General features: G+C 42.0%; 15 protein-coding genes. 9 read left to right on the top strand and 6 right to left on the bottom strand.

The window, feature by feature from the left end:
• Window positions 1-17: 17 nt before the first annotated feature.
• Window positions 18-1268, top strand: coding sequence for a competence/damage-inducible protein A (locus tag LC608_RS06980; protein WP_229552832.1), 1251 nt, complete (start codon window positions 18-20; stop codon window positions 1266-1268).
• 64 nt (window positions 1269-1332) lie between these two features.
• On the opposite strand, the gene LC608_RS06975 is transcribed toward LC608_RS06980, so the two are convergent.
• Window positions 1333-1587 (bottom strand): hypothetical protein, encoded by a 255-nt coding sequence (locus LC608_RS06975; RefSeq protein WP_229552831.1) that lies wholly within the window; start codon window positions 1585-1587, stop codon window positions 1333-1335.
• Window positions 1588-1795: 208 nt separating this feature from the next.
• On the opposite strand from LC608_RS06975, the gene LC608_RS06970 reads away from it, so the two are divergent.
• Both LC608_RS06970 and LC608_RS06965 read left to right on the top strand, forming a co-directional pair.
• On the top strand, window positions 1796-2407 hold the full coding sequence (locus LC608_RS06970; protein WP_229552830.1) for a hypothetical protein: 612 nt from the start codon (window positions 1796-1798) through the stop codon (window positions 2405-2407).
• 2 nt (window positions 2408-2409) lie between these two features.
• Entirely contained in the window at window positions 2410-2631 is a 222-nt protein-coding gene (locus LC608_RS06965; RefSeq protein ID WP_229552829.1) for a type II toxin-antitoxin system HicB family antitoxin, read from the top strand.
• Window positions 2632-2818: 187 nt separating this feature from the next.
• On the opposite strand, the gene LC608_RS37485 is transcribed toward LC608_RS06965, so the two are convergent.
• On the bottom strand, window positions 2819-3220 hold the full coding sequence (locus LC608_RS37485; RefSeq protein ID WP_374108378.1) for a hypothetical protein: 402 nt from the start codon (window positions 3218-3220) through the stop codon (window positions 2819-2821).
• Window positions 3221-3540: 320 nt separating this feature from the next.
• Between LC608_RS37485 and LC608_RS06955 the strand changes: the two genes are divergently transcribed.
• Together LC608_RS06955 and LC608_RS06950 are read left to right on the top strand one after the other, a co-directional pair.
• Window positions 3541-6747 carry a glycoside hydrolase family 15 protein gene (locus tag LC608_RS06955; RefSeq protein ID WP_229552828.1) on the top strand — a complete coding sequence of 1069 codons (3207 nt, stop codon included), beginning with the start codon at window positions 3541-3543 and terminating at the stop codon, window positions 6745-6747.
• Between the two features lie 86 nt (window positions 6748-6833).
• Window positions 6834-7211, top strand: a complete 378-nt coding sequence (locus LC608_RS06950; RefSeq protein ID WP_229552827.1) for a GxxExxY protein — start codon at window positions 6834-6836, stop codon at window positions 7209-7211.
• A gap of 97 nt (window positions 7212-7308) precedes the next feature.
• On the opposite strand, the gene LC608_RS06945 is transcribed toward LC608_RS06950, so the two are convergent.
• The gene (locus tag LC608_RS06945; RefSeq protein WP_229552826.1) at window positions 7309-7635 is read right to left on the bottom strand and encodes a YkvA family protein; all 327 of its coding nucleotides are present in this window, start codon (window positions 7633-7635) and stop codon (window positions 7309-7311) included.
• Window positions 7636-8001: 366 nt separating this feature from the next.
• Between LC608_RS06945 and LC608_RS06940 the strand changes: the two genes are divergently transcribed.
• The 3 genes from LC608_RS06940 (at window position 8002) to LC608_RS06930 (ending at window position 10116) form a co-directional block, all read left to right on the top strand.
• The gene (locus LC608_RS06940; protein ID WP_229552825.1) at window positions 8002-8730 is read left to right on the top strand and encodes a MotA/TolQ/ExbB proton channel family protein; all 729 of its coding nucleotides are present in this window, start codon (window positions 8002-8004) and stop codon (window positions 8728-8730) included.
• Window positions 8731-8772: 42 nt separating this feature from the next.
• Window positions 8773-9471 (top strand): biopolymer transporter ExbD, encoded by a 699-nt coding sequence (locus LC608_RS06935; RefSeq protein WP_229552824.1) that lies wholly within the window; start codon window positions 8773-8775, stop codon window positions 9469-9471.
• A gap of 282 nt (window positions 9472-9753) precedes the next feature.
• Complete coding sequence (locus LC608_RS06930) at window positions 9754-10116, top strand: phage holin family protein (protein WP_229552823.1); 363 nt, start codon at window positions 9754-9756, stop codon at window positions 10114-10116.
• 88 nt (window positions 10117-10204) lie between these two features.
• Here LC608_RS06930 and psb29 read toward each other — a convergent pair whose 3' ends face one another.
• Window positions 10205-10912, bottom strand: coding sequence for a photosystem II biogenesis protein Psp29 (gene psb29, locus LC608_RS06925; RefSeq protein WP_229552822.1), 708 nt, complete (start codon window positions 10910-10912; stop codon window positions 10205-10207).
• A gap of 205 nt (window positions 10913-11117) precedes the next feature.
• On the opposite strand from psb29, the gene LC608_RS06920 reads away from it, so the two are divergent.
• A complete protein-coding gene (locus tag LC608_RS06920; protein WP_229552821.1) occupies window positions 11118-11720 on the top strand; it encodes a chromophore lyase CpcT/CpeT in 603 nt (200 codons plus the stop codon).
• A gap of 81 nt (window positions 11721-11801) precedes the next feature.
• Here the strand turns inward: LC608_RS06920 and LC608_RS06915 are convergent, their stop codons facing one another.
• Together LC608_RS06915 and hemF are read right to left on the bottom strand one after the other, a co-directional pair.
• On the bottom strand, window positions 11802-12170 hold the full coding sequence (locus LC608_RS06915) for an STAS domain-containing protein (RefSeq protein ID WP_012411454.1): 369 nt from the start codon (window positions 12168-12170) through the stop codon (window positions 11802-11804).
• A gap of 275 nt (window positions 12171-12445) precedes the next feature.
• Window positions 12446-13486 (bottom strand): oxygen-dependent coproporphyrinogen oxidase, encoded by a 1041-nt coding sequence (hemF, locus tag LC608_RS06910; protein ID WP_229552820.1) that lies wholly within the window; start codon window positions 13484-13486, stop codon window positions 12446-12448.
• Between the last annotated feature and the right edge of the window lie 463 nt (window positions 13487-13949).

The following is a 13949-nucleotide window of genomic DNA, read 5'->3' as shown; positions in this document are numbered from 1 at the left end:
CCTAACTATTCCTTCCAATGAGTGCAGAAATTATTTGTGTTGGTACAGAACTGCTGCTAGGAGATATCCTCAACGGCAATGCTCAATTTTTAGCGCAACAATTAGCGCAGCTAGGAATTCCCCATTACTATCAAACAGTTGTTGGGGATAATCCAGAACGGTTAAAGCAAGTTATAGAAATTGCTATTTCCAGAGCGCAAATTCTCATTTTCACTGGTGGACTCGGGCCAACACCAGATGACCTCACCTGCGAAACGATCGCCGATTTTTTTAAAGTCCCGTTGGTAGAACGCTCTGACATCATTGAAGACATAACCCAAAAATTCGCGCAACGTGGTCGGGTTATGTCACCAAGTAACCGCAAGCAAGCTTTGATTCCCCAAGGTGCAGAAATTCTCCCCAACCCCACTGGAACAGCACCCGGTATTATTTGGCAGCCTCGCCCTGAAATCACGATTTTTACCTTTCCCGGTGTTCCTAGTGAAATGCACTTGATGTGGGAAGAAACAGCCGTGCCATTTCTCAAAAGTCAAGGTTGGGGTAAAGAAATTATTTACAGTCGGAGTTTAAAGTTTTGGGGTATTGGTGAATCTGCTTTAGCGGAAAAAGTTTCTTCTTATTTGAAGTTGCCAAATCCCACAGTAGCCCCTTATGCAGGTAAAGGGGAAGTAAGATTACGAGTCTGTGCTAAAGCCACTTCAGAAGCAGCCGCAGAAGACCTAATTGCGCCCATTGAAAAACAACTTAAAGAAATTGCCGGACTGGATTTTTACGGCGTTAATAATGATACTCTTGCTTCCGTGGTTGGTCAGTTATTGCGGGCATCAAAAGAAACGCTTTCTGTGGCAGAATCTTGCACTGGTGGCGGTTTAGGGCAAATGTTGACTGAGATTTCTGGTAGTTCTGATTACTTTTGGGGTGGAGTAATTTCTTATGACAATTCGGTGAAGGTTGGACTATTAGGGGTTAACCAGGAAGACTTAGATAAATTTGGGGCGGTAAGTGCAACTGTTGCAGAGCAAATGGCTGTTGGAGTTAAAACCCGCCTTGCAACAACTTGGGGATTGAGTATTACTGGTATTGCTGGCCCAACTGGAGGGACAGATACTAAACCGGTGGGTTTAGTTTACATTGGTTTAGCTGGGCCAAAGGATGAAGTGGCAAGTTTTGAGTATCAGTTTGGTACAGTGCGAGGTCGCGCTCTAATTCGTCATGTCAGCGCCAATGCAGCGTTAGATAATCTGCGGCGGAAGTTGTTGACGAGGTAAGTAACTTAAGAGCGCGGTATCCGCGTCTCTATCCTCCTACACATGACACGATCAGGTTTTGCTATTACTGAGTAACAACATTCAGTGGTTGCGAGACAGTATTCACAACCACAAATTGGTCAGCATTAAGAATAACATTTACGTATTCATAGCCTCCAACTAACTTTTGATTGGGTATGGCAATATCTACTGCATAACCTTCAGGATTTTCGTAGCATTCTACAATTGTTCCCAATGTATTTTTAGGAATCATCAAGTCGGCAAAATCTGGTTGCACTTGTGCTAATGTTTTTATTTGATCGTAAAGTTTAGCTTTCATTATTATCTTCCTCTGGTTTATTTACTTCCAGCCAGTTTGTAATTAGTCGGGGAATCTCTTTTCCATTATCAATCTGCCAGTGAGTTACAAGAGTTCCCTCTCTTTTATTTAATCCCTCAATCCTCACTCTTACCTGAAATCAAAAACCATAAATACTTGTCTGACCTTTATTCAAAACTTTCGACATAATCATCTTACATTAAAGGCTATGAGCAAAATTCCCATCCTCCAACCAAATAACTCATACACTTTCAGAAGCTATTTTGAAATGTCATTCGAGCCAGAAGATATCCTGGCTGAATTTGGGTATTCTTTAAAACGTTCCTCTCTTAATCTACAAAAGTCCAGCATTGAATTAGACAGACTTGCAAATCTCAAATATAGGATTGAGGAGAGTTTGCCATATATTAGTTTGACTAGTGAGGCAGCCCGCAGAGAATTACTAATTGCGCCAATTTTATTGGATGTTGTTCATTACACTCACGCCCAACTTAGAATCGAATATCCTCTTATAGTTACAGAACAATTAAAAGGTTCCCTTGATTATTATTTGCACACAGACCATAAACTCTTAGTTGTAGAAGCTAAAAATGCTGATTTAGCAAGAGGTTTTACCCAGCTTGCGGTAGAACTGATTGCTATTGATGCGTGGACTGATTCTCAAGAGGCAAATTTACAAGGGGCTGTTTCTACAGGGGATATTTGGCAATTTGCTTTATTGAATCGAGAAAGTAAACAAATAACTCAAAACCTGAATTTATATCGTGTTCCTGCTGACATAGACGACTTGCTTCGGATTTTGGTGGCGATACTGAGCTAAGGATGAAACACTATCACATTAATATTTTCTATAGTGAAGAAGATGATGGCTACATTGCTGATATTCCTGACTTGAAATACTGTTCAGCATTTGGTTCAACTGAAGAAGAAGCACTTCACGAAGTTTTGAAAGCAAAAGAAGCATGGTTAGATGCTGCGAAAAAGGAGGGAAAACTAATTCCTGAACCGAGATATCGTCCTGCAATTTATCAGATAGCTTCATGATTAGCAGAGAGGCGATGTCTGACGATAAGCCGCTCCGCGTCTACGCACTTTGTGTAGAGGTTGCGATCGCACTTTGGTAAAAAATCTTAACACCAATGTTTAGGTTATTTGATAGCAGCCAAATTACAGCTTAACTTTTTGTTAATCGTTTCTAACACCTTAGCTTCTTCTGGCGTAATTACTCCGTCTAGATCAATACGCTTGGGTTAAGAAAAATTGTAGGTTGGGTTAAGCAAAGCGCAACCCAACAAAGCCCCGGAAATGTTGGGTTACCCTGCGGGAAGCCCCAACTCTTGGAGACGCACTCGCGTTCGGGTCTACGTTCCTCAACCCAACCTACACAGTTTAAGGTTTTTAGCGTTAACTGAACTGTATTGCCGTCTAGATGAGCAATTTTTTGACATTGCGCCAGTAAAGGTACAGCAAAATCACTATTAATTTGCTCAAGTAAAGTTTTTAAAGATGGTGGAGATTTGATATGAGAAGCGATCGCATCGATTGACGCAGGGCTAAGGTTGGCAGCTTGTAATTCTGGTAAAATATCTTCCCAAGATTTATCTGGATTACCTGCTAAGACAATGTGAACCAAAATCTGATCGATAATCTTTTCTTGAGAAATAGCGGCTTCGAGAAATTTTCCGCTATCTAGCTTTGTTGTCTAGCCCATAAAATAACAATTGTTTATGTATAAATAACTATACGTATGAATGGATGTTTGAAAAATATCATATTTTAGTTCGGAATCGCTAAAATCCAGTACCCAGAGACGTATTAACAGGAGATAATAATAAACTCACACCACCCTTAGCTGTTCTCCCATCAACCATCACAGAAGTTATTCTGGTTTGGTTTAGGTAATTCACTTGACAGTCACAGGGTCAAATTTTGCAAGTTGTTCTAAACCAAGTTATGAAAACATCTACTAAATTGCTATCTCGCCTGGACTATTACTACCAGCAAATCAAAACGATCATTCTGACTCGCCAGAATCCGATTACTGGTTTACTACCTGCGAGTACAGCGATTACAGCCCACGGCGATTATACTGATGCCTGGGTGCGAGACAACGTTTACAGCATTTTGGCAGTTTGGGGTTTAGGACTTGCATACCGCAAGATTGACGACGACAAAGGACGCACCTATGAGCTAGAACACAGTGTCATCAAACTCATGCGCGGATTGTTGTTTGCAATGATGCGACAAGCTCATAAAGTAGAGACATTTAAACATACTCAGTCGCTACTAGATGGACTACACGCCAAATATAATACTGCGACTGGTGATATTGTTGTTGGTGATGATGAATGGGGACATTTGCAACTTGATGCCACATCTATATTTTTGCTGATGTTGGGTCAAATGACGGCAGCCGGATTGCAAATAATTTATAGCATTGATGAAGTGAATTTCGTCCAGAATTTAGTTTACTACATTGGACGAGCTTACCGCACACCAGATTACGGCATTTGGGAACGTGGGAATAAAATAAATCGTGGTAGTGCTGAGTTAAATGCCAGTTCTGTAGGCATGGCAAAAGCTGCTTTAGAAGCTATTAACGGACTGGATTTATTTGGTGTGCGTGGTAGTCAAGCATCGGTAATTCATGTGCTACCAGATGAAATTGCCCGCGCCCGGATTACTTTAGAATCCTTATTGCCGAGGGAATCTGGTTCTAAAGAAATTGATGCGGCGCTGTTAAGTATTATTAGTTATCCTGCCTTTGCAGTGGAAGATTTGGAGTTACGCGATCGCACCTTAAACGATATTATCAATAAACTCGCAGGTAAATACGGCTGCAAACGCTTTCTGCGTGATGGACACCAAACGGTTTTAGAAGATAGCCAGCGCTTACACTACGAACCGTGGGAACTCAAACAATTTGAGCATATTGAATGCGAATGGCCGTTATTTTTTACTTATTTAGTTCTAGATGGATTATTTCGCGGCGAACCAGAACAAGTTAAAAAATACCAAACTCTTTTAGAATCATTACTCATAGAACAAAACGGCTTGCGTTTATTGCCAGAACTTTATTATGTTCCAGCCGAAAACATAGACGCAGAAAAGTTAGCACCTCAAACGCAACTACGTTTGCCCAATGAAAATATTCCCTTGGTGTGGGCGCAGAGTTTGTATTTTCTCGGTGAAATGTTGAGTGAAGGGTTACTTGCGGTTGGTGATATCGACCCTTTAGGAAGACATTTGTGTGTGGGTAAACAGCGCGAGGCATTGGTACAAATTGCGTTGTTAGCAGAAGATGAGGATTTACAAACAAAACTAGAAGTTCACGGAATTGAAGCACAAACGCCTACTCAAGTAGAACCGATTCAAGTGAGAAAAGCTGGGGAATTTTCAGCTATTTATACCCAAATTGGACGTAACGATAAGCTTGGTTTAACTGGGCGGCCAGTGCGAAGGTTGCGGAGTTTGACAACATCTAGAATCTTTCGGATTAGCGGTGAAACAATTGTATTTTTGCCTGCATTCTCAGACTCTCAACAGTTTTACTTAACCCTTGATTACCATTTTCTGCTGGATCAAATTAGAAGCGAACTAGCTTATATTCAAAAATATTGGAGCGATTTAGGTCGTCCTACCTTAACTTTAATGTTGACGCACACCATGTTAAAAGTCGGTTCGGAAGCATTATTGGAATTGATGCAAGAGCTGAAAGATGGTGTATGTAACGGTGTGCGAGTGAAATTAGGGCGGCTAAATCAGCTAATGCTAACAGCTGGAATCCAAAGAATTGATTTTCTTCCCAATGCAGAATTTTCGCGATCGCCAGTAAAAAATGCTAGCCCACGTTGCTATTATCTAGCTTATCATCCTGACAAAAACTGGCGCTTAGGACATACCCAAGAATTTCAAATGGAGTATGAAACTAACTTCGGATTATTACTTTCTTCTTTGCGCTCATCAGAAAATATTTACGAGCAAATTGAGTTATTGCAAACATTAACTCGCTTGCAGGGAATGGAATTTGATACAGGTTACGGTGGTCCAGGATATCCTGTCACCGTGGGCGATTTACTCGATGAGGTTTATACCAAAGCTGGAGATTTAGGTATTTGGGCAGTGGTACGCCGGGCTGCGGGGTTAAGGCAAATGGTTGATATCAGCCTATCAGATGCAGTCACGAGTATTTTGGTGCGAGGTAAGCAAATTGCTGTAGGTAAAGCTTACAGTGAAGCGTCCTTGATTACCGTACCCATGTCTCACGATGAAATTGCCGATAAAATTAATCATTTTTGTCGTGAGGATATCCGCGATCGCGTCCTCACCCAAGAGATTTTAATCTATGTTGGTATCTTAATTCGCTCAGAACCCGAACTATTCCAGGGACTACTAACGCTGAGAGTCGGCTATCTCATCTTATTGATCACCAGCGAACTAGCACAGGAATTGCATGTCACTCAAGATGAAGCTTACGATCGCTTAATGCAACTTTCACCCTTTGAAGTTAAAGTGCGCTTGCGTCAGGTATTAACTGGATATACTGGGATGAGTAACTTGTTACGTCAGCAAGAATCACTGCACGTCAAACAAAAAGAAAGTGATATTGCTTGGGTGGTGCTACCAGGAATCGGTGAAGAGATAGAAGTTCCGCCTGGAGGTTGGCGACGGTTTCGCCAAGCCGAGGGTGCGACGGGGCGCGTACCAAAAGAATTTTTTAAACAAGTTTGGCTATTAATGCAACATTGCAAGGGTATAGTAATTGGCGATAAATTAGAGCGGCGCAATCGTTTAGATAGTGAGATAATGCTGTCGGAAATGACAGCCGGGGAAAGAAATTTTGCTCTGTTAGTTGAGCATCTGCTAAATAAAATTGAAGCTCCAGAATACCGCCAAGTAAATATTGAAGCATTAATTGAATTAGCTGCGATCGCCGCCAATAATCCAAAGCTGCAAATTGAAGAATATATCGTATTGGATGTGTTAATTGGCCATGCAGTGCGATTGGCGTGGCTGGAAAATCATAGTCAACGAAGCGATCGGTATGATGAGGATAAGGCGACTGCGTGGCGATCGTTTTACAATACTTCACCTAGCGATTGCGCTAGTTATATTTTGAAGGCGTTCAGGTTCTTGACAGAATTTGTAAAGGATTTTTAAACGCAGAGGGGAGGCAGCGCGTTGCGGGGGTTCCCCCGTTGTAGCGACTGCCGTCGCGCAGAGGGAAACGCACAGGAGCGCAGAGGATGAGGGAGAATGATTTGAGTGGGGTGATTATTGGGTGTGCAATGAGGGTGCATACTGCTTTGGGGCCTGGTTTATTGGAGTCGGCTTATCAGGAGTGCTTGCATTATAAGTTGAAGAAGGCCGGGTTGAATGTTGGTAAACAAATTCCATTGCCTTTGGTTTACCAAGAAGTGAAATTGGAATGCGTTTATCCATTAGATTTGATTGTCGAAAACCAAATAATTGTAGAGATTAAATCTGTAGAATCCTTCCACCCGATTCACTGCGTCCAACTCCTAACCTATCTCAAACTAGCAAACTGCAAACGAGGTCTTCTCCTCAACTTTAACGTCCTTCACCTCAAAGAAGGTATCAAAGGCGTAGCCAACAACCTCTAACTCCCCCTCTACGAACCTCTGCGCTTCCCTTTGCGCCCCTTTGCGTTAAAAAATATATCCCCCACCTCAGATTCCAAAAGCAGGGGTTTTGTTAAAACTATTTAACAGAAATAGCATCAACGTCAATGGTGCTTGCGTTAGAGGTTGGAGTAGAGGTAGAACCCTCGGTAGTATTAGGCACTTCAGTACCCACCTCACCCTTACGAGCCTTCCAGCCTTCAATTACTAGCCCAGATACCTCAGAAACTAGCAGAGTCAAAAGGAAAACATCATCAATCTGTCCCACAACGGGTACAAAATCTGGAAGAATATCAAATGGGCTGACCAGATAGGCTAACGTTCCTAAAATTACCCACCAACGGTACTTCGGGTTACGAAGCACATTGCGATACCAGGTGTAAAGTGATTCGATTGAAAATTTCATATTTTGAACCTCCAGTTATCTTTAATTTTGACAAATTATCCTAAAAACTTCTGGTGCGAATAACCGCCCTAGTTAGTATGGAAGACGCTACTCGTAATCTGTCATCAAAAACCTATTTTGTAATTCTCCATAAGAGTTTAATACCGCAAGGGTTTGACAAATTAGACAATAATTGTATTAATTTCGGGATTATGGCAATCCAGCAGCAAGTTTGTCCACTAGTCTAAGTTCAATACCCCATGCTTACACTATCTTTTTAGATTTTCGGTAAATTTATGTTTTGGAAGTCCCTCATTTTGAATTAATCTCTAGAATTAAAATGCCCTAGCACATTTGCTTTAGTCATGGAGGGAGGAAATTTAAACAGTGGATATTTTAGATTTATTTTATAAGGGCGGGCCAGCGATGTGGCCTTTGCTTGTTCTCTCGATTCTGTCCTTGAGTGTGATTTTTGAGCGTTTGTGGTTCTGGTTGCGAATTTTGACTCAGGAAAAGCAAATAGTCGATCGCATCTTGGATGCTGCCCAGAATAATTGGCAAGAAGCTGCTGACATTGCTAGACTTGCAAGCAATCAGCCTGTGGGGCGTTTTCTCTATGCTCCCTTACGTTTTCCAAAAACTGATGCAGAAACCTTTCGACTAGCACTTGAGTCCACAGCCGAAGATGAATTAGCTGGAATGCGGCGGGGCGAAAAACTTTTAGAAGCCGTAATTGCCCTCGCGCCTCTGCTGGGATTGTTAGGTACAGTTTTGGGTCTAATCCAGTCCCTGCGCTCAATTCGGATTGGTGATTTGGGAACTGAATCTACCGCCGGAGTAACTACTGGTATTGGTGAATCCTTAATTAGTACGGCAGCAGGGCTAATAGTTGCCATTATTAGTTTGGTATTTTATCGCCTATTTCAAAGTTTTGTAGTCAACCAAGTCAAGGTTTTTCGGAAGGCTGGGAATGAGATGGAATTGCTCTACCGTCAGTCCCCCCCTGATTTTAGTAATAGTACATCAGCAATTGTGCGGGAAAATTTCACTCCACCCCGCAAGCCAGGAAAGACTAGGTTACCTGAGCCTCCTGAACCCCCGAATTCACCTAATTAGTTAAGTAATTCAACCCCCGAACTAGGCGTTTAAATTGAGAAAATGAAAGTTAATCTACATACCCCAATTGAAGAAGTCCAAATTCAAATCATTCCTTTAATAGATGTTGTTTTTTGTATTCTGACGTTTTTTTTATTAGCGGCATTACAATTTACGCGCCAACAGGCAATAAATGTTGATTTGCCCAAAGCCAGCGCCAGTTCAGTATCTGGAATAACATCACAGAGCGGAAGTCTGATTGTAACTATCGATGCCGTTGGTAATACTTACATAGAAAAACAGCCTGTACAACGGGATGATTTGGGAGCGAGATTAAAACAGTATCTCCAAGCAAACCCCAGCGCTGTTGTGGTGCTGAATGCTTCGCGGACAGCAACTTATAATGATGTGATTGAAACATTGGATTTGCTAAGGCAAGTAGGAGGCGATCGCGTTTCTTTGGGAATTATTCCTGGCCCATCTCAACCACCCACAAACTCACTTAACCAGCCTAATATTCCCTCTTTCCCAATCGCTCCTGGTACAGCACCAATACCCACCACCGCACCATTTCCAGGCATCAATCCCGAAGGGAATCTTACCCCGAAATTTCCCTTAGCACCTAATCCTGTACCTCTTCCTGGCATAACTCAGCCTCCAACGGGGCAAGGCATCAGCCCTATCAATCCTGCTATTTCAAACCCACCAGTATCCCAAGCGCCTGTAGCACCTAAACAAACCCAACCTAATCCCAAAAGATAGAGATAGGGCATGGGGAAGAGGCAAAGGGGCACAAAGCTTGCAGGAGAGGGGAAAGAGGTAATTTTTATTCTTCCCCTGCTTTTCTTGCATCCCCCACTCCCTACTCCCCACTCCCCACTCCACTTCAAACTTTTCCCAATCCTAAAGATATCTAAAATAAAATTCCCTTATAAAAAAATTTCCTGCTAATTTATAGATAATTGGTTGAGCTTGAAAGATTTTTTCACCGACAAACTGAAGTAATTTATCACCAATTGCCATTCACGTTTCAGGGGTTGTGGCATGAATATCGTTACGCTTTTAATTGTTTGGTTAGTAACAGCTATCAGCTTGTTAATAATTAGTAAATTACCTTTGGGAGTTGAAATTGATACTCCAGGTAAAGCCTTCTTTTCTGCCGCAGTGCTTGGTATCGTGACGGCAATAGTCAGACCTATTTTAAGCCTCATTTTTGCAGTTCCAAATTTACTCACATTGGAATTGCTATCCAGCATTTTCACATTTATGATTGCCGTGGTTTGTTTTAGTCTTGCTGCTTGGTTCGTAGACGGCTTCCGCTTGCGTTACGGGATTTGGAGTGCCGTTGTTGGGGCATTTGCGCTAACTATAATTAACAGTTTAATCTACAAATTGTTGGGTGTCTAAAATTAAAACTTGGAGTTAAGAGTTATGAGTTAGGAGTTATTAACAACTCTTAACTCTTAACTCATCACTCCTTACTTCCATCTCCTAACTATTCGTTGGAACTTGGGGGAGCAACGGGGGTAGTCGATTGTTGTTTACGTTGTTCGCGTTTTTTGCGATCGGCTGAGAGCATATCTGCCATCACTATTAGCGCTTGCGCCATCTTCTCTAGGTTAGAACGATATAGCTCCAAATCCTTGTTGAGTTTGTCATCAGAAAGGTGCAAGCCAGCAGCGATCGCTTTTAGCGCCTCTGTGAGTTGCTTTTCATCTTTGACTAATTCAGGATCTGATTGTTCTAATAACGAAAATACACCAATTGCGAACAAACGGTTGTATTTAAAGTTAGGATTGTTGGCGATCGCTTGCAGTTGTGCTTGCAAGTCACTATCTCGATCTAAAAAAGTAGTTTGGCCTAGCCACCCAATTAAATCTTTAGCTGGCAAACCTTTAGCTACAGTTTGCAATCTTTCGGCATCCTGTCGATAATGTTGCGGATCTTGTTCCATACCCCGACATAGGGCGTTAAAAATTGATTCTTGATCTCGTTCTGGTTCATAGCCTTGCATGAAGCGGTCAAAAGTAGTGACGACGCCCAAGGCATAAATTGAATTGTAGCTAAAATCGATATTTACTGACAGCAGATGCATTTCCACCATCAATTCTTCTACTACCCGACGATAAATAGTGTTGATCGGACGGGTATGAAGATTGTAAAAAGTTCGTTTTGTATCAGAGACAGTACGGACGTTGTTCACAAAGAAAATGTTAAGGGCGACGTATCTTTATTTTCTCGCTTTAAGGCTACTTTGCCAAGTTTAGCTTTTGGCTGGTGACGGTTTCATTTACAATGTAGACAAATCAAAAGTATTTTATAAACTAGTAGCCACAAGGGATTAAGAACCTTTCCGCTAAAAAAACTAGCCAAAAATATTTATCCTTAATAATTTGTTTATCGCATTTATGAACTTTTCGCCACAGTTAATTGCTTTAGGTGAGTATCTAGCTGGTGAATTTGATAATCAGGAACAAGCCATAGGAGAACCAATTTGGTATGTCCATCTCCGGCTGTGGCAAAGACCAATTAATCTGTTCACAGAAGATAGCATCACCCTGTTTGCCGAACAGGCTAACGTTGTTAACCTAGATAAACCTTACCGCCAGCGAATTATGCGGTTGCGCCAGGGCAGCAATGACACATCTTTGGAAGTACAATACTACATGCCTCAAGATCCAGGTGCATTAATAGGCGCAGGCAATAACCCTGCTCTCCTTAACACACTGACATCCGAAAAATTAGATTTACTACCAGGTTGTATCCTAACAGTTACTCAGGAAACCCTAGCTGGCGATCGCTATAAGTTTACCGCCACCCCATTACCAGAGACTTGTTGCAGTTTTACTTATCTCGGCAATAGCATCAATGTTTCCCTCGGTTTTGAAGCTACTGCGGCAGAATTCCACAGCTACGACAAAGGAATCGAGCCAGCAACTGGGAAAGCAACTTGGGGAGCCATTATGGGACCTTATCGCTACACCAAGCGAAACCAGTATTCCATAACATAAAGTTATAACTCATGAGTATGAGTTATGAATTTTGAATTAACTCCTGTACAGACGCGATTAATCGCGTCTCCTAACTCTTTTTTAGCTAGCGATACTACGAGGTACACCTTCTAAAGCTTCCTCTTCTGTTTCAAATATTTCAAAGACAGTATCCATCATCGTCACTTCAAACACAAGTTTGGCTTCTGGATGTACATTACAGATGCGGAAACTGCCCTTGACTTTATCAGCATCACGCATCCCAGCAACCAAAGACGTCAGACCAGAACTATCAATAAAATTTACCTGAGCCAGATTTACAACTACATGGCGGCTGAGTTTGGAAATACACTCTTGTAACTTCAGGCGGAATTGCCAAGCAGTAGTAATGTCTAGGCGACCTGCTGGTGTCAGGACAATAACGGTGTTTCCGTCTTGGGTTGTATAAGTTTTTTGGTCTATATGAATCACTAAAGCCCTCCCCGTAACATTTTTCTAAAGATTAACTAGTTACAGAATTTTCTAATACTGCCACTTGAGATTAACAAGCTCTAGCTAAAATTGTCACCTTTTTTTGCTAAGTGCTTAACTTTAGTAGTCTAACTCAGCAAAATTGTGGGGAAGGCGGGAGTGGGGAATGGGGAGTGGGGGAAATTAGGGAGCCTGGCAAGATCAAGATAATTATCATAACTCCTGATTCTTAACTTTTGACTCTCAACTCAGCACTCAGCATTCAGCACTCAGCACTATTTGGGTGTCCAGTTGATCCAATCTTGAGGCTTAAGGAAAGTTTCATACAACTCGGCTTCGGGTGTATTGGGTTCCGGTTGGTAGCCGTATTCCCAGCGCACTAAGGGTGGTAGGGACATGAGAATTGATTCGGTACGTCCGTTAGTTTGTAGACCAAAAATGGTGCCTCGGTCATAAACCAAGTTAAATTCTACATACCGTCCCCGGCGGTAGAGTTGAAAATTTCGTTGGCGATCGCCATACTCCATCCCATTACGCCGTTCTACAATTGGTACGTAAGCTGGTAAAAATGCACTACCACAGTCTTGCACAAAGGCAAACAAATCTTCCCAATTACGGGTTGCTGGTGTTCCCACCTGGTTGCTATGAATAGCCGCTTCTCCATTGGGATTTGGTCCGTGATATAAAGCACCCTGACCATCTTGGTAATCAAAAAACAGACCACCTACACCCCGTGTTTCATCACGATGCTTGAGGTAAAAATATTCATCACACCACCGCTTAAACACAGGGTAATAGTCTGGGTGGTGTTTGTCACAAGCCTGTTTTAACGTTTTGTGTAAATGTGCCGCATCTTCAGCAAAGGGGTAATAAGGTGTCAAGTCAAGGCCACCACCAAACCACCATACTGGCCCCGCTTCAAAGTAGCGATAATTTAAATGAACTGTTGGCACGTAAGGATTACGAGGATGTAATACCATTGAAGTGCCCGTGGCATAAAAGCCATGCCCTGCGGCTTCAGGACGTTGGGCTAAAATTGAGGCTGGCAAATGAGAACCCCAAACTTCAGAAAAATTTACACCAGCTTGTTCAAATATTGCACCTTCTCGCAGCACGCGCGATCGACCTCCGCCCCCTTCTGGGCGTTCCCAACTATCTTCATGAAAATTAGCCACACCATCTAGTTTTGCTAACGATTCGGTAATTTCGTCTTGCAGTTGTTTCATAAACTGACTGACTCTAGTCTGAGCGTCAGGTGCTGGCAAAGACTTGGATGATTCTGCTGATACAGTTGGTGTTTGCGAGTTGGTCAACATAGATTCCCGAACCTAAAAAATTACAATTTCCAGAAAGCCACAAATTTCTTATCTTAAAATTTGGGGGAAACACGCGCCGACAATCAAGCTCTATTTGCCCAACCCGCTTTTTCTTACTGGTTAAGCATTTATACGATTGATGGGCATCACTAGAGTTTATTTTCCCTCAAATGCGTATAGGCTTGTATATTGACTGAGTTTTTTTTGAAATTCTTAATTGGAACATTCTGGTATAAATACTAGACTTTAGTCGTAACCCTTGAATTATCAAGGGTTTAACTGGCCTGATCAAAACTTCTTTGCCATATTGCTTATATTATCTGTTAGCGTCTGTATCGAATATAGGCTTGCTATGTTTAGGGCATTTCTGAGAAAGTTTTAATTTAGGCAGGAGTTACGCAAACAATAATTGAAAAGAATGTTCTTCTTAGGGCAATACCCTGCGGGAAGCCCTCCGGGTGAC

The organism is Nostoc sp. XA010 (assembly GCF_020829625.1).
GTDB lineage: Bacteria > Cyanobacteriota > Cyanobacteriia > Cyanobacteriales > Nostocaceae > Nostoc.
This window is presented reverse-complemented; position numbering and strand designations above follow the sequence as displayed.

Bases quoted from the DNA above. Each gene is read 5' to 3' on its own strand.
- LC608_RS06980 (WP_229552832.1), top strand. From the start codon at position 18: ATGAGTGCAGAAATTATTTGTGTTGGTACAGAACTGCTGCTAGGAGAT.
- LC608_RS06975 (WP_229552831.1), bottom strand. From the start codon at position 1,587: ATGAAAGCTAAACTTTACGATCAAATAAAAACATTAGCACAAGTGCAA.
- LC608_RS06970 (WP_229552830.1), top strand. From the start codon at position 1,796: ATGAGCAAAATTCCCATCCTCCAACCAAATAACTCATACACTTTCAGA.
- LC608_RS06965 (WP_229552829.1), top strand. From the start codon at position 2,410: ATGAAACACTATCACATTAATATTTTCTATAGTGAAGAAGATGATGGC.
- LC608_RS06955 (WP_229552828.1), top strand. From the start codon at position 3,541: ATGAAAACATCTACTAAATTGCTATCTCGCCTGGACTATTACTACCAG.
- LC608_RS06950 (WP_229552827.1), top strand. From the start codon at position 6,834: ATGAGGGAGAATGATTTGAGTGGGGTGATTATTGGGTGTGCAATGAGG.
- LC608_RS06945 (WP_229552826.1), bottom strand. From the start codon at position 7,635: ATGAAATTTTCAATCGAATCACTTTACACCTGGTATCGCAATGTGCTT.
- LC608_RS06935 (WP_229552824.1), top strand. From the start codon at position 8,773: ATGAAAGTTAATCTACATACCCCAATTGAAGAAGTCCAAATTCAAATC.
- LC608_RS06930 (WP_229552823.1), top strand. From the start codon at position 9,754: ATGAATATCGTTACGCTTTTAATTGTTTGGTTAGTAACAGCTATCAGC.
- LC608_RS06920 (WP_229552821.1), top strand. From the start codon at position 11,118: ATGAACTTTTCGCCACAGTTAATTGCTTTAGGTGAGTATCTAGCTGGT.
- hemF (WP_229552820.1), bottom strand. From the start codon at position 13,486: ATGTTGACCAACTCGCAAACACCAACTGTATCAGCAGAATCATCCAAG.